This window comes from Paracoccus xiamenensis (assembly GCF_011308835.1).
GTDB lineage: Bacteria > Pseudomonadota > Alphaproteobacteria > Rhodobacterales > Rhodobacteraceae > Paracoccus > Paracoccus xiamenensis.
This window is the reverse complement of the sequence record NZ_JAAOHY010000001.1, coordinates 1,070,534-1,091,630: the sequence shown is the minus strand read 5'-3', so window position 1 is coordinate 1,091,630 and position 21,097 is coordinate 1,070,534. Positions and strand designations below refer to the sequence as shown.

The window sequence follows — 21,097 nt, the reverse complement described above, 5'->3', positions numbered from 1 at the left end:
TGAACAGAGCTTGTATGTAGGCGGCAGGCAACGTGTTACTATTTGACAGTTTATCCTATTACTCGGAGCAATTGCCATGGCTGGCCGAACGCTTGATCGAACCAAGAAGGACCTCTCGGATTTTTTACGGGGACATCGCGAACGCCTTTCGCCCGCGGATGTTGGGCTTCCGGAAACGGCGCGTCGACGAACGCCGGGTCTCCGCCGCGAGGAGGTCGCCGCGCTCGCCGGTGTTGGCCTGACCTGGTACACATGGTTCGAGCAAGGTCGGGAGATTGGCGTCTCGGAAGCTTTCCTTCTCAATATCTCACGCGCCCTCAAGCTGAGCGATGCAGAGTGCTGTCATCTTTTCCTCTTGGCCCACAGGCGTCCGCCGCCTGCGGACATTTATGACTGGCCTTCTGTCAATCCTCGTATTCAGGCCGTCATGGAAGATCTTGCGACCAAGCCTGCCTATGTGATTAATCTTGGTTGGGACGTCGTTGCCTGGAATGAAGCCGCCGATAAGCTTTTCGGCTTTGCTTCACGTGATCGCGTTGAGCGCAATTTTCTCAGGATGGTGTTCGCCGATCCTGAACTGCGCAGGCGCCACCCGGCGTTTCAGAACGATGGTCCAGGACTGATCGCGAATTTTCGTTACGACCTCGCGGCAGCACCCGAAAACCCGGCGCTTCTTTCATTGATCGACGACTTGAATTGCGTATCGCCAGACTTCCGAAGATGGTGGAGCAAACCGCGATCGGCAAAATACAGGCTAGGTGTCAGCTCGATTGTAGATGGTCAGGAAACGCTAAGCTTCGACCACGAAATGATGCTCGTGGATGAGCATAAGTACCTGCGCATGATTATTTATTTTATGAGAGAAAGTGCGTTGTGATCATTGGCGAGAATTCAGGTATTCTGCGACGGAAAAACGTCTGTGTCGCAACGTGAGGGGAATGCGGGTGCCATACGCTGGGGAGAAGGTTGATCCTCATTTTCTTCGCATCAACGTTCTTCCCAGCGTAACTTCGTCCTATAGCAAGCCTGCTACCTTGAGGCCAACGTCAGCCAAAGTTCTGTTTTGTGGTCTGTAACGGTCCAAAAAAGCCGATGATGCGTGCAATTCGCGTCTCGCTTGGGTCAAGGAAGGCAATGTCCAGACCGTCCGGGAAGGACGGCCCATCGGGCGTCACGAACTTCCAAGCGAAGCGCGCGATCCCATGATGGACATCCACGTCGCTTGTTCGCAAGATGCGGACACCGGGATACCGCGCATGGATGCTTGCGACATGCGCCAAAAGGTCTTCCGCGTCAGCAGCGTGGACCATCGGGTCCGTGTAAGTTGCGTCCTCGCCCCAGATGGGGAGCAGCAGCGCTCGCCGCTGCTGGGCGTCGTCCTTTGACCAGGCAGAGCAATATTGATCGATGAGTGTGGTCAACGCCATTCTACTTACCTCCGGGTTTGCCCAGGAACTGCGATAGCGATGCGAAATCATCATTCTCGCGGCCGGCGTCAATCGCCCGTTTGAAGATTGTATCGTAACCATCGACCACCGAGCGGTCGATCCTGCGCGCTTCCATCAACTCAATCAGATGCTGGAGCGAGCTGTGGTGCGGGGAAATCGAAGAGAGGGTCTCCTCGTCGCTGGCAAAACGACCGGCATTCGTCCGCTTGATGAGGTCAGCCACCAGTCCATCAAGCACGGGAGCGGTTGCTGCCCATTGCCGCTCCAGTTCGCCTAGATCAATGTCTTCGGCCTGGCACACCGCAATCGCGTGGAGTGTTCCAAACAGCGCGCCCCACATGAGAGCAAGCAGCGCGCTGTCTAGCGCGTTCGCCCGCCCCGGTTCTACACCGACATGCTGGACATTGCCGCCAAGGGCGCCAAACATGACCGAGCTGGCTTCGAAAGCCGGCCGTGGTCCGGAGATCAGGATCGTCCCGGCCTCGGTGCCGATGAAATCGGGCGTGGCCATGATCGCGCCATCGAGATGGCTGGCTCCGTGTTTGGTGGCCCATTCAGCGGCTTCGCGCGCGCCATCCGGCGTCCCCGAAGTGAGTTCCAAAATCACCTTGCCGTCGATGGTCGAGGCAACATCCTTGCTACGCAATAGCGCCGTGGTTGCAGCGTAGTCGGTGACGTTCACGACGATGATGTCGGCTGTTTCGACGGCTTCGCGCACCGACGCCGCGACTGTGGCTCCAGCTTCAGCCAGCGCCTTGGTCTTTTCTGCCGTCCTGTTTCAGACGCTCGTGTGGTATCCCGCCTGAAGAAGCGCGGCGGCAAGCGCCGATCCCATGCGTCCGGTCCCCAAGATGCTGATTGTAGGCTTCATTCCAACTCTCCATATCGATCGGCGCAACACTCGGCTCGCCTACCGTTTTGAGGAGAGCTATGATCTGGACAGGGCAGCGCCAATACGCACGGAGGCGTAAGTGGTTACTCCGGGGGTAAGGAGAACGAATTGAACGCGCACATGGACAATGGCTTTTCGACTGCGATGAGGGTGGTCGCGAGCAAATGGAATATAAATATTCTTTGCGAACTTGGTGCAGCGCCCCGCCGGTTCGGTCGGCTGAGGAAGTGCATTTGATCAGCCCCACCTGAGTGGTCCGGTTTGATTGTTAGTGCATGACCGGCCTCTGATCCATCGGGATGAGGCTTTCGGGGGCCGGTGGGCGGTAGCCCAGAGCGCTGTGTGGTCGCTTGGTGTTATAGTGCTTCCTCCATGTTTCGATGACGATTTGCGCCGCGCGGAGGCTGTAGAAGATCTCGCCGTCCAGAAGCTCATCACTGAAACGGGCGTTGAAGCTCTCGCAGTAGCCGTTCTCCCAGGGTGAGCCCGGTTCGATGCAGGCCGTCTTCGCCCCGACAGCTGCGATCCAGTCTCGAACGGCTTGGGCGATGAACTCTGGGCCATTGTCGGATCGGATGAAGGCAGGAACGCCGCGCAGCATGAACAGATCGCTCAACGCATTGATCACGTCGGTCGAGTTCAGCCTGCGCTTCACCCGGATCATCAGACATTCGCGGCTGTGCTCATCCAGGATGTTCAGCGTCCGAAAGGCCTTGCCGTCATCGGTTCGGCAATGGACAAAATCATAGGACCAGACATGGTCGCGGTATTCCGGTCGCAGCCGGACGCAGGATCCGTCGTTCAGCCAGAGCCGTCCCTTCTTCGGTTGTTTCATTGGTACTTTCAGCCCCTCACGCCGCCATAAGCGCTCAACACGCTTGTCGTTCACCTGCCAACCTGCATCGCGCAACAGGGCCGCAATCCTGCGATAACCATAGCGGCCATATTGGCGCGCCAGCTCGATCATATCGGCGACCAGCCGGTCTTCGTCAGCCCGGCCCTGCGGCAGCTTACGCTGGGTCGAGCGATGCTGGCGCAGCACACGACATGCCCGGCGTTCGGAAATGCCCAGCTCACCGCGAACATGATCGATGCAGGCCCGGCAGCGAGCGGGGCTCAGGGGCTCCGCCCGTTTGTGCGCTTGAACGATCCACTGGATCGTTCATCACGACGTGAACCGCTTCAAACTCCCCGGGCCGCCTCGGTCAAAATGAGTTTGTCCAGCGTCAGATCCGAGACCGCGCGTCGCAGCCGTTTGCAACCGCTTCAGTTCCTTCAACTGATCTACACCCATGCCACCATACTGCTTGCGCCAGCGGTAATAGGTCTGTTCAACAAACCCGATCTTCCTGATCGCGTCCAGACGGGACATCCCTTGCCCCATCAGAACCTCAACCTGCCGCAACTTCGACACAATCTCTTCCGGCTTCGGTCGCTTGTTCGCCATTTCTGATCCTCCGTTTCCCAATTATAACGGCGGAACACTTCACGGGGGGAGGATCAGCGGCACAGATCGGCGCACTTTGCACCGGCATCATGCTCGGCCAGGATGCTGATGATCTGCTCGTCCGTAAATCTCGTTCGATTTATTGTCCGTCCTCAACTTGGATCGGACTCTAATCGCATCTAGAGGAACAATCCCGTGGCAGGTCAAAGCCTGACGGCTTGTACGGGGTCGGAAGCTGCCGGCGCTGGGCTCAAGAAATATCGGCCTGTGGCGTAGAATCGGCGGCTTGCTATCTCATCCGGTGGCGATGCGGTGATCGGCGGCAATATCGCACTATAGAGGGCAATCGGCGGTGAATGGCGGAGGAGGTGGGATTCGAACCCACGGTAGGCTTCCACCTACGTCGGTTTTCAAGACCGGTGCATTAAACCACTCTGCCACTCCTCCGACGGCCCTCGCGTAACCTGTGGCGCGGGCGCCTGCAAGCCCGACTTGCCGCGGCCCCCTCGCTTCGCTACGACAGCACCAGCCCGCAGGACGTTGAACCGACAGGAGCGTGACATGGACGACCGCATCAATTCCCTCAGCCAGGGCCCGGACGACCAGGGTCGCTTCGGCATCTTCGGCGGCCGTTTCGTCAGCGAGACGCTGATGCCGCTGATCCTCGATCTGCAGCAGGAATATGACCGCGCCAAGAAAGACCCGGCCTTCGAGGCAGAGATGGAGGATCTCTGGGCGCATTATGTCGGCCGGCCGAGCCCGCTTTACCATGCCCCCCGCCTGACCGAGGAACTGGGCGGCGCGAAGATCTTTCTGAAGCGCGAAGAACTGAACCATACCGGCAGCCACAAGATCAACAACGTGCTGGGCCAGATCCTGCTGGCGCGGCGCATGGGCAAGACCCGCATCATCGCGGAAACCGGGGCAGGGCAGCACGGTGTTGCCACCGCCACTGTCTGCGCGCGTTTCGGGCTGAAATGCATCGTCTACATGGGCGCCACCGATGTCGAACGGCAGGCGCCGAACGTCTTTCGGATGCGCTTGCTGGGGGCCGAGGTGGTGTCGGTCACCTCGGGCAAGGGGACGCTGAAGGATGCGATGAACGATGCCATGCGCGACTGGGTGACCAATGTCCGCGACACCTTCTATTGCATCGGCACCGTTGCGGGGCCGCATCCCTATCCGGCCATGGTGCGCGATTTTCAGGCGATCATCGGACGCGAGACAAAGGCGCAGATGGTGGCCGCCGAGGGCCGGCTGCCTGACAGCGTCGTGGCCTGCATCGGTGGCGGGTCGAACGCGATGGGGTTGTTCCACCCCTTCATCGACGACCCCGACGTTCGCATCATCGGGGTCGAGGCCGGCGGCCACGGTGTCGATGAACGGATGGAACATTGCGCATCCCTGACCGGCGGCCGTCCGGGCGTGCTGCATGGCAATCGCACCTATCTTCTGCAGGATGAGGACGGACAGATCCTTGACGGGCATTCGATCAGCGCGGGGCTCGATTACCCCGGCATCGGCCCGGAACACGCCTGGCTGCACGATCAGGGGCGCGCCGAATATGTCTATGTCACCGACAAGGAGGCGCTTGAGGCTTTCCAGCTTCTGTGCCGGACAGAAGGCATCATCCCGGCGCTGGAACCCAGCCATGCGCTTGCCCACGTTACCAAGATCGCGCCGGCCCTGCCGAAGGATCACTTGATGGTGGTCAACCTGTCAGGTCGCGGGGACAAGGACATCTTTACCGTCGCCAAGCATCTAGGCGTCGAGGTCAACGCCGGCGGTTGAGCCTCTGGCCGTCCCGTAAGTCGGGACGGCTTTTTCTGATGCCGCTTCGATTGCCCTTCCTGCTGCGTCGCAGGCCTTGGCCGGCTGTGGTCGAAATTCGGCAAATAGAACGCTGCGGGCGAGGGAATACGCCGCCTGAAGAATTTAAAATGCAAGCAATAGAGTGCTAGCAATTTCTGTGCATAAACCTTTGTTTAAACGGGCCCGATAGCTCCTCGGTTGAATGGTGCCGGGGTGCAGCCTTGTTTAGCTGGGTCCATGCCGGGGAACGGCGTCATTCCATATAGGAGCTTAAGATGCGGAACGAATTGACTTTGGCGAGTGTGTTTGTGGTGCTGGGCCTTTCGGCGGCTTCGGCACAGGTCAGCACGGATGCGGCCGTGCAATCGCTGGCCGAGCAAGGCTTCACCGACATCGAAGTGGACCACGATCGTGGCGAGAATGAACTTAGCATCGAAGCGTGGCGTGGTGACCAGAAAGTCGAGATCACCTATGACACGCGGACTGGCTCGGTGATTGAGCAGGAGACCGAGACCGTGCGCGGGGGCCGTGCGGCCGATATTGCCGATGATCGTGATGACTTGGACGACAGCGGCCATGCCGATGAAGATGACGATGACGATGCAGGCGATCATGACGACGGCGATGATGCAGACGACCGTGACGATGACAACGACCGTGATGACGACGGCGACGATGCGAGTGACCGTGACGATGATGGCGATGACGCCAGCGATCGCGATGATGGTCGGGACGATGACCGGGACGACAACGACCGGGACGATAGTCGCGACGACAGCGACAGCGATGACGGCAGCGATAGTGACGATAGCGACGACGACAATGATGATGACTGAGGGCGTCGCGGGTCACATCCTTTGCCGCCTTGTCGCGGCAACGGGCTTGATCTGGCTCGCGACTGCGCCGAAAACGGTCAAGGGGCGGCGCGCGCCCCTTGTTCCGCCGCCGTGAGGATACCTCTGTGACCTTTCGCCATCGTTTAACGGGCCTTCTGATCGCCGCCTCTATTGCGCTTGCGATGCCGCTGCCAGCCATGGCCGCGGGGGATGTTGCCGGCCAGGTCACCCGACAGCTGATGGATCAGGGCTATGACCGGATCGAGGTGCATCGGACCTTGCTGGGGAAGGTAGTCGTCACCGCAACCGGGCGCGGCCATCAGCGCGAGATCGTGATCGACCCGCGTAACGGCGCGCTGCTGCGGGATCTTGTGCGGGATGCCGATGGCGGCACCGAAAGCGTCGGCCTGGCGGTCGTCGACGATGATGACGGTGACCGCGAAGGACCGGTATCATCGGGCCGCGACAGTTCGGGCAGCAAATCGGGCAATCGTTCCGGCAGGTCGGACGACGACCGGGACGACGACGATTCAGATGATGATTCCGACAGCCGCTCGGACGACAGCGATTCCGACGACGACGACGATGATGACGACGATGACTGACGCCCCGTTCAGTGATGGGCAGACGGCAGCTGTTCGGCAGGGCGGTCAGTTTCTGCGTCAGGCGCCGCTGGTCGCCATCTTGGCGCTGCAGACGATATGTGCAATCTATCTGATACGCGACATGGTCGCCTCGGTTTTCGGCATTTATTACGAACCGCTTGCCTGGGAATATACCGAATATCTTGATATCGGCGCGGCGGTCGGCTTGATCGCCGGCATCGGTCTTGGCGGGCGGATGCTGGCGCTTTCTCTGCGCGCAGGGCGCGAGGCGCAGGAAAAGCTGGCACGCGCCAAATCCGCCTTCATGGACCTGATCGATCAGCGCTTCACCGATTGGGCACTGTCCCCGGCCGAACGCGATGTCGCGCTGTTTTCGATCAAGGGCATGTCCGTGGCGGAAATCGCTGCGCTGCGGGGAACATCCGAGGGGACGATCAAGGCGCAGGCGGCGGCGGTCTATCGCAAGGCCGGGGTGGGCAATCGCCACCAACTGCTAAGCCTGTTCATCGAAGATCTGTTCGATCCCGCAGCCGTCCCGACCGCCGCCAGACCGAGTTGCGGGGCTTGAGCCGATCAGCGGCGCGGCGTCTCTCCGGAATTGACGGCGTGGGCGCGCAACAGTTCGAGTGGGATGATGCGGGTGGCACCGGCATGGGTCGCTTCCAGAACCACGTTGGGGGCCGCGAATTCCTGCGCCGCCTGCAGAAAGCGCGCCGCGCATAAACACCAGCGATCACCGGGTTTCAGACCCGCAAAGCGGAATTCCGGCCGTGGCGTCGACAGGTCATTGCCAAGGTATTTGGACAGGGCCAGAAATTCGGCCGTGACGATGACGCAAACCGTGTGGCTGCCCTGATCCTGAGGCCCGGTATTGCAGCAACCATAGCGATAGAAGCCGGTCAGCGGATCCATCGAGCAGGGCTGCAATGGCCCGCCCAGCACGTTCACCGATGGCTCCATAAGGCGTCTCCTTGCGTTTTCCTGCACATGCGCGGCCATCCTTTGACGGACCGGCTGCGCCCTCAGGATGTCCCCATAGTCGGGATTTGACAAGGCGATCGGACCATTGCCGAATGTGTCGGCAAGCCGAAACGGCGCCCACGCCTCGCGAGAGCCGACTTCGCTCGGCCAGCCGGGCAACCGCCGTGCCGCGGCGTGCGGCGCTGGGGGCGACCCAGCCCCGAGCGTGCCCGCTTCATTTGAACCTTGCGGCCAGCGATTGCAGCTTTTCGCTGATGCTCTGCGGGGCAGTCGGCTCGGCCGGGTCGGCGGGTTTCGGGGCCGGTTTGGCGGCACCTTTCGGGCTGGTATCGGCTGCCCCCTGATTGCGGCTTGGTGCCACACGGCGCGCGACGGCGTTCTGAAAGCCGGGCCCGTCGCCCGCTGCCAGGGCGACCGCGCCGTCGGAAATGCCGCGCAGCAGGTCGTCCAGCCAATCCTGATCGGCCTTGGCGAAGTCGGACAGGACATGGCCGCTGACGCGATCCTTGTGGCCCGGATGGCCGATGCCCAGACGGACGCGGGTGTAGCTTTCGCCGATATGCTGATGGATCGAACGCAGTCCGTTATGTCCGGCATGACCGCCGCCCAGCTTGACCCGGCATTTTCCCGGCGCGAGATCCAGTTCGTCATGAAAAACGATCACGTCATCGGGCGTCAGCTTCAGGTATCGCATCGCCTCGCCGACGGACTGCCCGGACAGGTTCATGAAGGTCATCGGCTTGATCAGCATGACTTTTTCGGAACCCAGCCGCCCCTCGGATACCTCGGCCTGGAAGCGTTTGCGCCAAGGTTGAAAGCCATGATCGGCCGCGATCCGGTCCACGGCCATGAAGCCGATATTGTGCCGGTTCGCCGCATATTTCGCGCCCGGATTGCCCAGACCCACGATCAGTTTCATCGTTCTTCCTTCGTCCCATTCGGTTCAAATGCGCTGCATCCCTTGCGGATGAGATCGGGCGTTACTAAGACTCTGTCAACCTTTCGCAGGTAGAACATCGCTCTGGCAGGTCTCGAATCGGACCGTAAACGACAGGGCAGGCAATCGGGCAGGAAAGATTGATGAGCGATCCGGCAGAATTTTATATGAACACGCTTGTTCCTATGGTGGTCGAACAGACCTCGCGCGGGGAACGGGCCTATGACATTTTTTCGCGACTTCTGAAGGAAAGGATCATTTTCGTGTCCGGGCCGGTCCATGACGGCATGGCCACGCTGATCTGCGCGCAGTTGCTGTTTCTTGAGGCGGAAAACCCGTCCAAGGAAATCTCCATGTACATCAACAGCCCGGGCGGTGTCGTGACCGCCGGTCTGTCGATCTATGATACCATGCAGTATATTCGCCCGCGCGTCTCGACGCTGGTGGTCGGGCAGGCGGCCTCGATGGGGTCGCTGTTGCTGTGTGCCGGCGAAAAGGGCCAGCGGTATTCGCTGCCCAACAGCCGCGTCATGGTCCACCAGCCGTCGGGCGGGTTCCAGGGGCAGGCCACGGACATCCTGATCCACGCGCGCGAAACCGAAAAGCTGAAGCGCCGTTTGAACGAGATCTATGTCCACCATACCGGCCAGTCGCTGGCTGATGTCGAGGCCGCGCTGGAACGCGACCGCTTCATGTCGCCCGAAGAGGCGAAGGATTGGGGCCTGATTGACGAGGTCCTGACGCCGCGCGGCAAGGCCGAGGCAGAAAAGAAGTAAACCTGCGGGGCGCATCCGCGCTGCGGTTTGGGGATTGAGACCGGGGGCCGTGGCCCCTAACATGGCAGTACTTCGTGGACCCGCCGGTTGGCGGGACTGCCTTGGACGTAAGGACGTAGCATGGCGACAGAAAACGACAGCAAGAACACGCTCTATTGCAGCTTTTGCGGCAAGAGCCAGCACGAGGTCCGCAAGCTGATTGCGGGCCCGACCGTGTTCATCTGCGACGAATGCGTCGAGCTGTGCATGGACATTATTCGCGAGGAGACGAAATCCTCAGGCCTGAAATCAGGCGAAGGCGTGCCGACACCGCAGGAAATCTGTCAGGTGCTGGACGATTATGTCATCGGTCAGGAACGCGCCAAGCGCGTGTTGTCGGTGGCGGTGCACAACCACTACAAGCGGCTGAACCACGGCGCCAAGTCGGATATCGAACTGGCGAAATCGAACATCCTGCTGATCGGCCCGACCGGCTGCGGCAAGACGCTGCTGGCGCAGACGCTGGCCCGCATTCTGGATGTGCCCTTCACCATGGCCGATGCGACCACGCTGACCGAGGCCGGTTATGTCGGCGAGGACGTCGAAAACATCATCCTCAAGCTGTTGCAGGCGTCGGAATACAATGTCGAACGCGCGCAGCGCGGCATCGTCTATATCGACGAGGTCGACAAGATCACCCGCAAATCCGACAATCCTTCCATCACTCGCGACGTGTCGGGTGAGGGCGTGCAGCAGGCGCTGCTGAAGATCATGGAGGGCACGGTTGCCAGCGTGCCGCCGCAGGGCGGGCGCAAGCATCCTCAGCAAGAATTCCTGCAGGTCGACACGACGAATATCCTGTTCGTTTGTGGCGGTGCCTTCGCAGGGCTGGACCGGATCATCGCGCAGCGCAACAAGGGCACGGCGATGGGCTTTGGTGCCGCGGTCAAGGAAAACGACGACCGCGGTGTGGGCGAGTTGTTCAAGGAACTCGAACCCGAGGATCTGCTGAAATTCGGTCTGATTCCGGAATTCGTCGGCCGTCTGCCGGTCATCGCCACTCTGACCGACCTGGATGAAGAAGCGCTGATCATCATCCTGACCAAGCCGAAGAACGCTCTGGTCAAGCAATATCAGCGCCTGTTCGAACTGGAAGGCGTCAAGCTGACCTTCACCGACGACGCGCTGTCGGCGATCGCCAAGCGCGCCATCAAGCGCAAGACCGGTGCGCGCGGGCTGCGTTCGATCATGGAAGATATCCTGCTGGATACCATGTTCGAACTGCCGGGGCTGGAAAGCGTCGAGGAGGTCGTGGTCAACGAGGAGGCGGTCGACAACGCCGCCGCCAAGCCGCTGATCATTCATGTCGAGGCCAAGAAAGAGCCCGCAAAGACCGCCGGTTGACGCCTCAGTCGTTTGGATCGGAAAGGCCCGGAGCTTCTCCGGGCCTTTTGCTTTTCGCCGTGTACCAATCGGCGGTGCTGAGAAGACGCCTTTGCCGGGCCACACCCGGGTCGCGGCGGCGTTTGTGCCGATGCGCAACGCATGGCCACACGGGGGTAGCGAGGACTGATGCCATTCCCGCTGTCTGATGGTGCTCGGGGCGGGTTGTCTTGCGGCTCGGCGTGCTCTGATTCATCCTGAGGTGGAAATCTCACGCGGGGAAGTCACCGATTTGGCGACAGTGGGCCGGATCATGGTTACACGCCACACCTGACCGAGATGGCGTGGTTTTACACGCGGGGCAGGTGAAGCTGCTATTCGATATCGAGGATGTCGAAGATTTCTGTTGGCGCGCGGGGCAGATGGGCCTTGCCGTCGCGCCGATCCATGAGGCCGATGGCTATCTGTTTTCCAATGCGAAGAACCCGTCCGGAAACTCCATCCAGGTGTCGGGCCGTGCGTTTCGGCACGAGAGCTGAATGCGGAAGTGGCAGATTGGGCATTGGGCTCTGGCGATTGGTGTCGATCGGTGACAGAAACAATTCAGACCTGCATTCATGGCGCGCGTGGCAAAGGTGAACGGAATGAAGCTTGCTGCGATGCTGTCTGCCGCAACCTTGGCCCTGCCTGTCAGCGCCGATCCTTTCGAGAGCTTCGGCACGACGATGAAATACGGTCTGCCGCTGGCCGCTGCCGTCTGCGCCGTCGATCAGGACCGGGTTGAGGATTTTGTTGTGCGGGGCGCGCTGCAGGCGGCGTTGGTTCTGGGGATGAAGCGATATTTCGACGGGCAGCCGATTTCGCGCCGCCCTTCGGGCGAGGGCGAAGGTTTTCCGTCAGGTCACACGGCGGCGGCTTTTTTCGGCGCCTCCGATCTTGCCGGCAAGTGCTTTGACGACCAGCCCGAGGCTGGCGCCCTGGCTTATGGTGCGGCAGGTTTGACCGGGTGGAGCCGCGTGCATGCGGGTGAACACACTGCGCAGCAGGTCTGGACCGGCGCACTGATCGGATTCAGCTTCGGCGCTGCCAATTTCGGAATCGGCACGGAGGGTGCGTCCTTCAGCGTCGGCATGAAGTTTTAGGGCTGTTTGGCAGGCCAGCTTTCAATCTCTGCCGCGACCAGCTCCTGCAATTCCCAGATGTAAGGGTCGCGGATGCCGGCGGCTTCCAACCCCTGCGCGGTGCGCAGCAGATATTCGCTGCCTGATCCCGCCGCGCCATTTGCGCGCGCCAACAGCCGCGCCTGATCCGCGACCGGCAACTTGGTCAGAGGAACGTCGATCGGATCGGCGTAGAAGGTCAGGGCCTCGGACCGCTGCCCGTCGATTTCGACCTCGATCCAGCGCGCATTGGCGGCGAGTTCGTGCGCGACCAGTTCTCGTTTCAGGACGGCCCGCAGGGAATCGTGTTCGGTTCCCGGCGCGACGTCAAGGACCAGCCCCTCGCAGGTTCCGCCCGATGCGAGCGCCAGCATCAGGCCGGGATTCTCGACCGAGCCACGAAAATGATCCAATGCGATGCTGAATTGGCGATGCCATCCGATCGCGGTTGCGCGGCGGCGTGCCGAAACAGCAAAGCCCGAATTCCAGATCAGCGAACCATAGGCGAAAATTGGGACCGGTGTGGGCCGGCCCCGGGTCAGGTCGTCGGCAAGTCGATCCAGTTCGGCATCGTCCAGCAGATGCCACTCGTCGCGATACAGCGGGCCGTCGACGACCTGCGTCGCGCGTTGCACAAGGGCATCTGTCAGGCGCAGGCGCGGCTGATCCGCTGGATCAGACATCCAGCCCTTCTTCTTCGACGAAGCGGGCATTTTCCTGAATATATTCAAAGCGAAGCTCTGGCTTCTTGCCCATCAGACGCTCGACCAGATCGCCGGTTTCGCCGGCGGCATCCTCGTCGATGGTGACGCGGATCAGCTTGCGCGTAGCCGGGTTCATCGTCGTGTCCTTCAGGTCCTTGGCATCCATTTCGCCCAGACCCTTGAAGCGCTGCACGTCGATCTTGCCCTTGCCGCCCAGGCCCTTGGCCAGCAGCCGTTCCTTTTCCGCGTCATCGGCGACATAGACCCGATGCGAGCCCTGCGTCAGCCGGTAAAGCGGCGGGCAGGCAAGATAGAGATGCCCCTTGTCGATCATCTGGCGCATCTGCGTGAAGAAGAAAGTCATCAGCAGCGACGCGATATGCGCGCCGTCGACATCGGCATCGGTCATGATGATGATCTTGTCATAGCGCAGATCGTCGATGTTGAATTTCGTCCCCATGCCGACGCCAAGCGCCTGACACAGGTCGTTGATTTCCGCATTCGATCCCAGCTTGCCCGAGGCAGCGCCCAGCACGTTCAGGATCTTGCCCTTCAGGGGCAGCAGCGCCTGGGTGTTGCGGTCGCGCGCCTGCTTGGCCGAACCACCGGCCGAGTCGCCTTCGACGATGAACAGTTCCGTGCCGGACCGGTTCTTGGCCGAACAATCGACCAGCTTGCCGGGCAGGCGCAGTTTCTGCGTCGCGGTCTTGCGCTGGGTTTCCTTTTCCTGGCGGCGGCGCAGGCGTTCTTCGGCACGCAGGATCAGGAAATCGAGGATTGCGCCGGCCGATTTCGGGTCCGCCGCCAGCCAGTTGTCGAAATGGTCGCGCACCGCGCCCTCGACCAGACGCTGCGCCTCGACTGTTGCCAGCCGGTCCTTGGTCTGGCCGACGAATTCCGGTTCGCGGATGAAGCAGGATACCAGCGCGCAGCCGCCTGTCAGCAGATCTTCGCGGGTGATCTGGGCGGCCTTCTTGTTATTGGCCAGCTCGCCGTAAGCGCGCACACCCTTCAGCACCGCCGACCAGAAGCCCGCCTCATGCGTGCCGCCTTCGGGGGTGGGCACGGTGTTACAATAGGACTGGATGAAACCGTCACGCGACGGCGTCCAGTTGATCGCCCAATCGACCTTTCCAGGCACGCCGAAGCGACCCTGAAAGTCGACATTGCCGGCGAAGGGGCGCTCGGCATAGGTGGTCACCCCGTCCAAGGTTTCCGACAGGTAATCGGCCAGCCCGCCGGGAAAGTGGAACACGGCCTCCGTCGGGGTTTCGCCGTCGTCGATTTCCGACTTCCAGCGGATTTCGACGCCGCTGAACAGATAGGCCTTGGACTTCACCATCTTCAGCAGTCGAGCGGGCTTGAAGCGGTGATGGCCGAAGATTTCCTCGTCGGCGTGGAAGGTCACGGTGGTGCCGCGCCGGTTCGGGGCGGCGCCGATCTTGGCCACCGGCCCCTGCGGGATCCCGCGCGAGAAACGCTGTTCGAACAGTTCCTTGTTGCGCGCGACCTGCACGACCATCAGATCCGACAGCGCGTTCACCACAGATGCGCCAACCCCGTGCAGCCCGCCTGAGGTCTGATAGGCATCGCCCGAGAACTTGCCGCCCGCATGCAGCGTGCACAGGATCACTTCCAGCGCGGATTTGCCGGGGAATTTCGGATGCGGATCAATCGGGATGCCGCGGCCGTTGTCGCGCACGACGACGGTGAAATCGGCCAGCAGCTCAACCTCGATCCGGCTGGCGTGGCCCGCCACCGCCTCGTCCATGGAGTTGTCGAGGATCTCGGCCACAAGGTGATGCAGCGCGCGTTCATCCGTGCCGCCGATATACATGCCGGGGCGTTTGCGGACGGGTTCCAGCCCCTCCAGCACCTCGATCGAGGCGGCGGAATAGCTGGTGTCGTCCTGCGTCACGGGAAAGAGATCGTCGGCCATGTATCTGCTCGTTTCTGGTTTCGGCAGTTATCACATGAAGGGCCGGTCTGGGGCAAGGCTTTGCGGTCGCGCCTTGGCTTGCCCCAAGGGTTAGGGGGTCATTCAGGCTCTGCCAGACGGGCCTGCCACATTTGCTGAAATGCCGGGCGGGCCTGTGCGTCGGCCAGCCATTGCCGTATGGCGGGAAACTCCTCCATCAGCGGGCCATAGCCTTGGGCATAGCGGATCGTCTCGGCCATATTGATATCGGCGACGGTAAAACGGCCGCCGACCAGATAGCCGTGCCGCGCCAGATGATCGTCCAGCACCTTGAACGGCCTGATCAGCCGTTCGGCGGCGTTGGCGATCAGTGCCTGATCCTCGCCCGATTGGGCCTGTCCGCGCGAATGCAGGAACAGCAGTGTCAGCGCATCGGGTTCGATCGCGGTGGCAGCGTAAAAGCTCCATTGCATCATCAGCGCGTCTTCGCTGGCATCCTGCGGGCCGAAGGGCGCGCCATGCTTGCGCGCCAGGTGGTGGTTGATCGCGTAGGATTCGGACAGCAGCAATCCGTCATCCTCGACCACCGGGATCGCGCCGGATGGCGACAGTTTCAGAAAGGCGGGCGAACGGGTGTTCAGCGGGGCGTCCGGCGCGTCGGGATCGCCCAGCCGATAAGCCTGAATCACTGGCACCTGCCGGAAGGGCAGGCCGATTTCGTGGCACAGCCAGATGATGCGCGAGGCGCGAGAGCGGGTAACGCCATGGATGACCAGCATGAAAGCTCCTTCCGTTTTCAACAGCCTAAAGGCGAAACGGGCAGGCGGAAAGCGTCAAACCATCAACATGGGCCGGATGCCCTTACAACCAGTCCGCGACGCCGGTGCCGGTCAGTTCCGAAAGGCAGGTCAGCCCTTGTTGTTCGGCCCGCTGATCCAGCCCCCGCGCGATCTCTCCGGCCAGCGAGAACCCGCCATAGATCAGCGCCGAATAGATCTGCACCGCGCTCGCGCCGGCGCGCAGCTTTTGCCAGGCGTCTTCGACACTGCCGACACCGCCCACGCCGATCAGCGGGATATGCCCGCCGGTCATCCGGTAAAGCCGCGCCAGCACGCGGGTCGAGCGTTCGAACAAGGGCCGCCCCGACATGCCCCCCGCTTCCGAGGCCTGCGGGTCGCGCAGCCCCTCGCGCGACAGCGTGGTGTTGGTGGCGATGATCGCGTCGACGCCCACGGTGCGGGCGACCTGGGCGATATCGGCAAGGCCCGCATCGTCCAGGTCGGGCGCGATCTTGAGGAAGACCGGCCGGCGCTCTGGCAGGGCGTCGCGGGCGGCGATCACCCCGTTCAGCAGCGCTGCCAATGCGTCGGCGCCCTGCAAGTCTCGCAGGCGTTCGGTATTGGGCGACGAAACGTTGACGGTCAGGAAATCCGCCGCCATGCCTGCCACGCGCACGACGGTCGCGAAATCCTGGGCGCGGTCGGTGCTGTCCTTGTTGGCGCCGATGTTCAGACCGACAGGGATGCCGGGCTGGCGGGCAGCAAGGCGGGCGGCAATCGCTTCGGCGCCTTCGTTGTTGAAGCCGAAGCGGTTGATGATGGCCTGATCCTGGTTAAGCCGGAACAGCCGGGGCTTGGCATTGCCGGGCTGCGGCCGGGGTGTCGCCGCGCCGCATTCGATAAAGCCGAAACCCGCCTGCATCAGCGCGCCGACCGCGCGGGCATTCTTGTCATAGCCCGCCGCAAGCCCGACCGGGTTCGGCAGGTCCAGCCCGGCCAGCCGCGTGCGCAGCCGGGGCGAGGTCACCGGCCCGCCTGCACCCGGCACCAGCCTCGATGCCAGCGCCCGGATCGACAGGTCATGCGCGGTTTCGGGCTGCATCTGGAACAGCATCTTCATGCCCAGGCGTTCGATCAGGGTCATGGCAGCTCTCCGATTTGAAATCCGTTGGCGTCACGCGGCAGGGGGCGGGCCTCGGTCACCTCGTCCAGTCGCAAGGTGCGGTAAAGATGCGGAAACAGTGCCCCCCCGCGCGAGGGTTCCCAGCGCAGCGCCTCGCCCATCGTTGCGGGATCGCACGCCAGCAACCACAGGTCGTCCTCGCCGGCAAAATGCTTGTCCAGCGTTCCGGCCAGCGTCTCGGCGGTCGAAAAATGGATATAGCCGTCGGCCAGATCGACGGGCGCGCCGGCAGTCTGGCCGTGGTCCTGGAACTGCCGCCATTCGGGGCTGCGAAGCACTTTATAGATCATCATGGCGGTTGTTTCCCGCCTCGGCGGGGCGCGGTCAAGAGGGCGCGGTCACGAGGGTGCGTTCACGGGGGCGCAGTCGATGGCGCTGTCGTGACCCGCGACGATGCGTTCAACATTTGACCTGCGCGTCGCGCCGGGCCAAGCTGACGCCGCGAACCCGCCCCGAAGATGTCCTCGACCAGGAGATTGTTATGACCCGTACCCGCCTTATGGCTTCTGCCGCCGCATTGGCCCTGTCCGCTGGCGCTGCGCAGGCTGAATATGTGCTGCATGTCCTGCACACCAATGACGTGCACAGCCGGATCGAAGAGATCAACAAATACGATTCGACCTGCGACGCGGAAACTGCCGAGGCGAAGGAATGCTTCGGCGGGGTGGGCCGGATCGCGGCCAAGGCGCGCGAACTGTCTGAGCAGATCACCGCCGAGGGCGGCAACGTCATCCTGCTGGACGCGGGCGACCAGTATCAGGGCAGCCTGTTCTATACCACTTACAAGGGCACGGAAGTCGTCGAGTTCATGAAGGCCATCGGCTATGACGCGATGGCGGTGGGCAATCACGAATTCGACGACGGTGATGACGGGCTTGCGGTGCTGGCCGAGGGGGTCGAGTTCCCGGTCATCTCGGGCAATCTGGATCTCAGCCAGAACAACCGGCTGAAGGACATCGTGGATGGCACCGCCGTGCTGGAAGTGGGCGGCCAGAAGATCGGCCTGATCTCGGCGCTGGCAACGGACACGCCCGAAACCGCCTCGCCTTCCGACAGCGTGATCTTTCAGGACGAGATCGAGGCGCTGACCGCCGATGCCGAGGCGTTGAAGGCCGAAGGCGTCGACAAGATCCTCGCGCTGACCCATGTCGGCTATCTGAAGGATCAGGAAATCGCCGAAAAGGTGCCGGGCGTGGATGCGGTGGTTGGCGGGCACAGCCACACGCTGTTGGGTGATATGGAAGACGCGCAGGGTAAATATCCCACCATGGTTGCCGGCGCCGACGGGGCCGAGGTGCCGGTCGTTCAGGCCTATGCTTACTCGAAATATCTTGGCCATCTGGTCCTGACCTTTGACGATGCCGGCACGCTGGTGAAGGCCGAGGGGCAGCCGGTTCTGCTGGACGCTTCCGTCACCCCGGACGAGGCGATCACCGCCCGCATCAAGGAATTGGCCGCACCGATCGAGGAGTTGAAATCGAAGATCGTGGCCGAGACCACGACCGCGATCGACGGCGACCGCAACAATTGCCGGGCGCGCGAATGCATCATGGGCTCGCTGGTGGCCGATGCGATGCTGGAACGGGTGAAGGATCAGGGCATCCAGATCGCCATTCAGAACGGCGGCGGATTGCGCGCCTCGATCGACGCCGGGCCGATTTCCATGGGCGAAATCATCTCGGTCCTGCCGTTCCAGAACACGCTGGCGACCTTCAAGCTGAAAGGCGCGGATGTGGTGGCGGCGCTGGAAAACGGCGCCAGCCAGATGGAGGAGGGCGCGGGCCGCTTCTCGCAGGTGGCCGGGCTGAAATACACCGTCGATCCGGCGGCCGAGGCGGGCAAGCGCATCAGCGAGGTGCAGGTGATGCAGAATGGCGGCTGGGCGCCCATCGACCCGGCGGCGGAATACGGCGTGGCCTCGAACAACTACATGCGCAACGGCGGTGACGGCTATTCCGTGTTCGAAGCCAATGCTACCCAGGTTTATGACTTCGGCCCCGATCTGGCCGATGTGCTGGCCGAACACATCGCCCGTCAGGGGCCGGGCTTCTCGCCCGCGACTGACGGTCGCATCACCGTGATCGAGGCCCCCGCCGAGGAAGAACCCGCCGAGGCCGCACCCGCCGAGGAGGCTGCCCCGGCTGCGCAGTAATCGCGGATCGCGAAACGTCGCCGAAGCAGCCCGGCCCGGCCCCTTCCGGGCCGGGCTTCTCATTGCGTCAGGCGAACAGCGGCTTGTCGTTCTTTTGGTGGCGGCGGGTCAGTTCACGGCACTGCGCACCGGTCAGGAAGTCGCGTGCCCCAGCCCAGCGGGGGGCATTCTGGCCGAACAGTTCGGGGAAAATGGCCCGGATTTCGCGCCGGGCTGCGGGGCTCAGCGATGCCATCGCCTGCGGCCCGGTGAACAACGATTCGGTCCACGCCCCGTTTGACCGCACGATCTCGTGCCGGTCGAACAGAAGATGGTGATAGCCGATACCGCCCGGCGGGTTGGTGACCTCTATCCCCGGCAGGGTGCAAAGGTGGCGCGCGGCGACAAGCGCCTCGGGCGTGCCGCATATCCGCTCGGTGATCTTTGATCGCATCAGGATCCGATGCTGGGGTGAGACGGTCAGGTCCGATGCCGGTAGCCCCGGCCCCAACGCACCGGCACGGATGCGGATCGGGCGCAGGTTGGGGGCAATGTCCAGATGCCGCGCGTCCAGATGACGCCCCCCCGCCCAGGCGAGTGGCCGCAGCCCCCGGTCGCGGGTCAGCACCAGATCGCCCGCCACCAGCGTCTCGACCGCCCGGGGCCCGGTCGCGGTGTCGATCAGCGTGCCGGTGGCGAAACAGGTCGGGTTCAGATAGCTGGGCGGGATCGACGTTTCGGCCATCTTAAAGCCGGTGCTATTGGTATAGATTTTCGTATAGCTGTAGCTTTTTGCCGGATCGAGCGGTGGCGTGTCGACCCGGCTCGGGATGACCAGCACCGTCGATTTGTCGCCCACCAGTTTGGAGGCTCCGGTGTTGCTGCCCGCCCGGTGCGGGAAGAAGACGTAATAGCTGTTGTTCGTCCCCGGTTCGTTGATCAGCGCCACCTGGCCTGCGCGATAGGTCAGGGTCGTGCCTGCCGCCAGCACGGTGCCGCCAAGCTCTGTCTCGATCAGCAGTTTCTGGCCTTGTTCGGTATAGGTGCTGGCGGTTTCGAAGACATTATCGGCGTCGTCGAGGTAGATGCTGCTTTGCCTGGCGGTCGAAAACGAGATGTCCGATTGCTGGATGAAGGGAACATTCTTGCTGCTGGCAGGGACCGGCGCATCGAAGTCGAATACTTGAATCACGTAGGACATGCCCGTCCCTATCCCTGCCCGTATCCGGCTTGATTGCCGGTTGCAGTTAACACAACCGAAGGGTGATTAATAATTCGTTAACGCAACTATTAATTTTCCTGCTCTGCGGTTTTTTCAAGGTGATAGCGGTGCTATCGTTCAGACGAGATGCGCTATTGCAGGAGGCAAGGATGCGACTGACCTGGCTTGGACATGCCAGCTGGCGGCTGGAAATCGAAAACGCGGTGATCCTGATCGACCCATGGCTGGACAGCAGCCCGCTGTTTCCGGCCGAAAAACGGGCCGAGGCCATCGCAGGCGCGACCCATATCCTGATCACCCATGGTCATTTCGATCACGCCTCCGATGCCGTCGCGATCTCGCGCGAATTGGACATCCCCGTCGTCGGCATCTTTGACCTGATGCAGTTCTGGGAAACCAAATCGGGTATCCAGACCATCGGTTTCAACAAGGGCGGTACGGTCGATCTGGGCGGGGCCAAGGTGACCATGGTCACGGCGTCGCATTCATCTTCCTTCGCGGGCGAAGACGGGGCACCGGTCTATGCCGGGCGCGAGGCCGGCTATATGATCGCCGGGGAAGGCAAGACCATCTACCACTCGGGCGATACCGACATCATGGCCGATATGGAATGGATGGGCGATCTGCACCGGCCCGATATCGGCATCCTGTCGATTGGCGGGCATTTCACCATGGACCCGGCGCGGGCCGCCTATGCCGCTAAGCGCTGGTTCGATTTCGACACCATCGTCTGTTCGCATTACCGCAGCTTCCCGATCCTCGAACCCGATATCGCACCGTTGAAGGCGCTTGGCGTCAAGATTGTCGAACCCGAGATCATGGCGCCCTTCATTCTGTGAACGGCCCGGCCGCGCTTGCAGCATCGGGCGGGCGCGGCTAAACCGGCGCCAGGTTAAAGGAGCTG

General features: G+C 62.0%; 22 protein-coding genes, 1 tRNA gene and 2 pseudogenes. 11 read left to right on the top strand and 14 right to left on the bottom strand.

The annotated features are described in order from the left end of the window. The first annotated feature begins 76 nt into the window (after positions 1–76). Positions 77–877, top strand: a complete 801-nt coding sequence (locus G7044_RS05380) for a helix-turn-helix transcriptional regulator (protein WP_166326725.1) — start codon at positions 77–79, stop codon at positions 875–877. Between the two features lie 169 nt (positions 878–1,046). Here the strand turns inward: G7044_RS05380 and G7044_RS05375 are convergent, their stop codons facing one another. The 6 genes and pseudogenes from G7044_RS05375 to G7044_RS05360 form a co-directional block, all read right to left on the bottom strand. Continuing rightward, positions 1,047–1,427 carry a nuclear transport factor 2 family protein gene (locus G7044_RS05375; protein WP_166326723.1) on the bottom strand — a complete coding sequence of 127 codons (381 nt, stop codon included), beginning with the start codon at positions 1,425–1,427 and terminating at the stop codon, positions 1,047–1,049. A 1-nt stretch (position 1,428) separates the two neighbouring features. Then, on the bottom strand, positions 1,429–1,875 hold the full coding sequence (locus G7044_RS18195; RefSeq protein WP_328803823.1) for an imine reductase family protein: 447 nt from the start codon (positions 1,873–1,875) through the stop codon (positions 1,429–1,431). Further along, positions 1,849–2,214 (bottom strand): annotated as a pseudogene (locus G7044_RS18190) (NAD(P)-binding domain-containing protein); the annotation flags it as partial. The gene G7044_RS18195 and the pseudogene G7044_RS18190, both read right to left, overlap by 27 nt. A gap of 12 nt (positions 2,215–2,226) precedes the next feature. Then, the gene (locus tag G7044_RS18220) at positions 2,227–2,319 is read right to left on the bottom strand and encodes an NAD(P)-binding domain-containing protein (protein ID WP_407947376.1); all 93 of its coding nucleotides are present in this window, start codon (positions 2,317–2,319) and stop codon (positions 2,227–2,229) included. 289 nt (positions 2,320–2,608) lie between these two features. Continuing rightward, positions 2,609–3,787: pseudogene (locus tag G7044_RS05365) on the bottom strand (IS3 family transposase). Positions 3,788–4,144: 357 nt separating this feature from the next. Next, positions 4,145–4,234: transfer RNA gene (locus G7044_RS05360), tRNA-Ser, on the bottom strand. 114 nt (positions 4,235–4,348) lie between these two features. Here G7044_RS05360 and trpB point away from each other — a divergent pair. From trpB to G7044_RS05340, 4 genes are all read left to right on the top strand, one after another. Continuing rightward, on the top strand, positions 4,349–5,578 hold the full coding sequence (gene trpB, locus G7044_RS05355) for a tryptophan synthase subunit beta (RefSeq protein ID WP_166326721.1): 1,230 nt from the start codon (positions 4,349–4,351) through the stop codon (positions 5,576–5,578). Between the two features lie 296 nt (positions 5,579–5,874). Beyond that, a complete protein-coding gene (locus G7044_RS17860; RefSeq protein ID WP_207630166.1) occupies positions 5,875–6,435 on the top strand; it encodes a PepSY domain-containing protein in 561 nt (186 codons plus the stop codon). A gap of 125 nt (positions 6,436–6,560) precedes the next feature. Then, positions 6,561–7,040 (top strand): hypothetical protein, encoded by a 480-nt coding sequence (locus G7044_RS05345; RefSeq protein WP_328803809.1) that lies wholly within the window; start codon positions 6,561–6,563, stop codon positions 7,038–7,040. Continuing rightward, a complete protein-coding gene (locus G7044_RS05340; protein WP_235931135.1) occupies positions 7,033–7,608 on the top strand; it encodes a helix-turn-helix transcriptional regulator in 576 nt (191 codons plus the stop codon). The genes G7044_RS05345 and G7044_RS05340 overlap by 8 nt, the downstream gene beginning before the upstream one ends. Positions 7,609–7,613: 5 nt before the next feature. Here G7044_RS05340 and G7044_RS05335 read toward each other — a convergent pair whose 3' ends face one another. Further along, positions 7,614–8,000, bottom strand: coding sequence for a DUF2237 family protein (locus G7044_RS05335; RefSeq protein ID WP_166326719.1), 387 nt, complete (start codon positions 7,998–8,000; stop codon positions 7,614–7,616). A gap of 235 nt (positions 8,001–8,235) precedes the next feature. Next, on the bottom strand, positions 8,236–8,940 hold the full coding sequence (gene pth, locus G7044_RS05330) for an aminoacyl-tRNA hydrolase (protein ID WP_166326717.1): 705 nt from the start codon (positions 8,938–8,940) through the stop codon (positions 8,236–8,238). Positions 8,941–9,101: 161 nt separating this feature from the next. Here pth and G7044_RS05325 point away from each other — a divergent pair, with 161 nt between their 5' ends. The 4 genes from G7044_RS05325 to G7044_RS05310 all read left to right on the top strand — a co-directional run bounded on the left by G7044_RS05325 (position 9,102) and on the right by G7044_RS05310 (position 12,238). Continuing rightward, complete coding sequence (locus tag G7044_RS05325) at positions 9,102–9,734, top strand: ATP-dependent Clp protease proteolytic subunit (protein WP_166326715.1); 633 nt, start codon at positions 9,102–9,104, stop codon at positions 9,732–9,734. Between the two features lie 120 nt (positions 9,735–9,854). Further along, entirely contained in the window at positions 9,855–11,117 is a 1,263-nt protein-coding gene (gene clpX / locus G7044_RS05320; RefSeq protein WP_166326713.1) for an ATP-dependent Clp protease ATP-binding subunit ClpX, read from the top strand. Positions 11,118–11,461: 344 nt separating this feature from the next. Beyond that, positions 11,462–11,635 (top strand): hypothetical protein, encoded by a 174-nt coding sequence (locus G7044_RS05315; protein ID WP_166326711.1) that lies wholly within the window; start codon positions 11,462–11,464, stop codon positions 11,633–11,635. Positions 11,636–11,740: 105 nt separating this feature from the next. After that, positions 11,741–12,238 carry a phosphatase PAP2 family protein gene (locus G7044_RS05310; RefSeq protein WP_166326709.1) on the top strand — a complete coding sequence of 166 codons (498 nt, stop codon included), beginning with the start codon at positions 11,741–11,743 and terminating at the stop codon, positions 12,236–12,238. Here the strand turns inward: G7044_RS05310 and G7044_RS05305 are convergent. The 5 genes from G7044_RS05305 to G7044_RS05285 all read right to left on the bottom strand — a co-directional run bounded on the left by G7044_RS05305 (position 12,235) and on the right by G7044_RS05285 (position 17,133). Continuing rightward, positions 12,235–12,939, bottom strand: a complete 705-nt coding sequence (locus G7044_RS05305; RefSeq protein ID WP_166326707.1) for a gamma-glutamylcyclotransferase — start codon at positions 12,937–12,939, stop codon at positions 12,235–12,237. The genes G7044_RS05310 and G7044_RS05305 overlap by 4 nt on opposite strands. Beyond that, on the bottom strand, positions 12,932–14,899 hold the full coding sequence (gene parE, locus G7044_RS05300; RefSeq protein WP_166326704.1) for a DNA topoisomerase IV subunit B: 1,968 nt from the start codon (positions 14,897–14,899) through the stop codon (positions 12,932–12,934). The genes G7044_RS05305 and parE overlap by 8 nt, the downstream gene beginning before the upstream one ends. 98 nt (positions 14,900–14,997) lie before the next feature. Next, the gene (locus G7044_RS05295) at positions 14,998–15,657 is read right to left on the bottom strand and encodes a glutathione S-transferase family protein (protein ID WP_166326702.1); all 660 of its coding nucleotides are present in this window, start codon (positions 15,655–15,657) and stop codon (positions 14,998–15,000) included. 82 nt (positions 15,658–15,739) lie between these two features. Then, positions 15,740–16,801, bottom strand: coding sequence for a quinone-dependent dihydroorotate dehydrogenase (locus tag G7044_RS05290; protein WP_166326700.1), 1,062 nt, complete (start codon positions 16,799–16,801; stop codon positions 15,740–15,742). Continuing rightward, complete coding sequence (locus tag G7044_RS05285) at positions 16,798–17,133, bottom strand: DUF952 domain-containing protein (protein WP_166326698.1); 336 nt, start codon at positions 17,131–17,133, stop codon at positions 16,798–16,800. Before G7044_RS05285 ends, G7044_RS05290 begins: the two co-directional genes overlap by 4 nt. Before the next feature lie 188 nt (positions 17,134–17,321). Between G7044_RS05285 and G7044_RS05280 the strand changes: the two genes are divergently transcribed. Next, entirely contained in the window at positions 17,322–18,992 is a 1,671-nt protein-coding gene (locus G7044_RS05280; protein ID WP_166326696.1) for a bifunctional metallophosphatase/5'-nucleotidase, read from the top strand. A 67-nt stretch (positions 18,993–19,059) separates the two neighbouring features. Here the strand turns inward: G7044_RS05280 and G7044_RS17950 are convergent, their stop codons facing one another. Further along, positions 19,060–20,172: a Hint domain-containing protein gene (locus tag G7044_RS17950; RefSeq protein ID WP_235931134.1), complete on the bottom strand. Its 1,113-nt coding sequence runs from the start codon at positions 20,170–20,172 to the stop codon at positions 19,060–19,062. Between the two features lie 170 nt (positions 20,173–20,342). Between G7044_RS17950 and G7044_RS05270 the strand changes: the two genes are divergently transcribed. Next, on the top strand, positions 20,343–21,032 hold the full coding sequence (locus G7044_RS05270; protein ID WP_166326694.1) for a metal-dependent hydrolase: 690 nt from the start codon (positions 20,343–20,345) through the stop codon (positions 21,030–21,032). Positions 21,033–21,097: the final 65 nt, after the last annotated feature.

Excerpts from the sequence above, each read along its gene's own strand:
- G7044_RS05380 (WP_166326725.1), top strand. The coding sequence starts at position 77 with ATGGCTGGCCGAACGCTTGATCGAACCAAGAAGGACCTCTCGGATTTT.
- G7044_RS05375 (WP_166326723.1), bottom strand. The coding sequence starts at position 1,427 with ATGGCGTTGACCACACTCATCGATCAATATTGCTCTGCCTGGTCAAAG.
- G7044_RS18195 (WP_328803823.1), bottom strand. The coding sequence starts at position 1,875 with ATGTTTGGCGCCCTTGGCGGCAATGTCCAGCATGTCGGTGTAGAACCG.
- G7044_RS18220 (WP_407947376.1), bottom strand. The coding sequence starts at position 2,319 with ATGAAGCCTACAATCAGCATCTTGGGGACCGGACGCATGGGATCGGCG.
- trpB (WP_166326721.1), top strand. The coding sequence starts at position 4,349 with ATGGACGACCGCATCAATTCCCTCAGCCAGGGCCCGGACGACCAGGGT.
- G7044_RS17860 (WP_207630166.1), top strand. The coding sequence starts at position 5,875 with ATGCGGAACGAATTGACTTTGGCGAGTGTGTTTGTGGTGCTGGGCCTT.
- G7044_RS05340 (WP_235931135.1), top strand. The coding sequence starts at position 7,033 with ATGACTGACGCCCCGTTCAGTGATGGGCAGACGGCAGCTGTTCGGCAG.
- G7044_RS05335 (WP_166326719.1), bottom strand. The coding sequence starts at position 8,000 with ATGGAGCCATCGGTGAACGTGCTGGGCGGGCCATTGCAGCCCTGCTCG.
- pth (WP_166326717.1), bottom strand. The coding sequence starts at position 8,940 with ATGAAACTGATCGTGGGTCTGGGCAATCCGGGCGCGAAATATGCGGCG.
- G7044_RS05325 (WP_166326715.1), top strand. The coding sequence starts at position 9,102 with ATGAGCGATCCGGCAGAATTTTATATGAACACGCTTGTTCCTATGGTG.
- clpX (WP_166326713.1), top strand. The coding sequence starts at position 9,855 with ATGGCGACAGAAAACGACAGCAAGAACACGCTCTATTGCAGCTTTTGC.
- G7044_RS05310 (WP_166326709.1), top strand. The coding sequence starts at position 11,741 with ATGAAGCTTGCTGCGATGCTGTCTGCCGCAACCTTGGCCCTGCCTGTC.
- G7044_RS05305 (WP_166326707.1), bottom strand. The coding sequence starts at position 12,939 with ATGTCTGATCCAGCGGATCAGCCGCGCCTGCGCCTGACAGATGCCCTT.
- parE (WP_166326704.1), bottom strand. The coding sequence starts at position 14,899 with ATGGCCGACGATCTCTTTCCCGTGACGCAGGACGACACCAGCTATTCC.
- G7044_RS05295 (WP_166326702.1), bottom strand. The coding sequence starts at position 15,657 with ATGCTGGTCATCCATGGCGTTACCCGCTCTCGCGCCTCGCGCATCATC.
- G7044_RS05290 (WP_166326700.1), bottom strand. The coding sequence starts at position 16,801 with ATGACCCTGATCGAACGCCTGGGCATGAAGATGCTGTTCCAGATGCAG.
- G7044_RS05285 (WP_166326698.1), bottom strand. The coding sequence starts at position 17,133 with ATGATGATCTATAAAGTGCTTCGCAGCCCCGAATGGCGGCAGTTCCAG.
- G7044_RS05280 (WP_166326696.1), top strand. The coding sequence starts at position 17,322 with ATGACCCGTACCCGCCTTATGGCTTCTGCCGCCGCATTGGCCCTGTCC.
- G7044_RS17950 (WP_235931134.1), bottom strand. The coding sequence starts at position 20,172 with ATGTCCTACGTGATTCAAGTATTCGACTTCGATGCGCCGGTCCCTGCC.
- G7044_RS05270 (WP_166326694.1), top strand. The coding sequence starts at position 20,343 with ATGCGACTGACCTGGCTTGGACATGCCAGCTGGCGGCTGGAAATCGAA.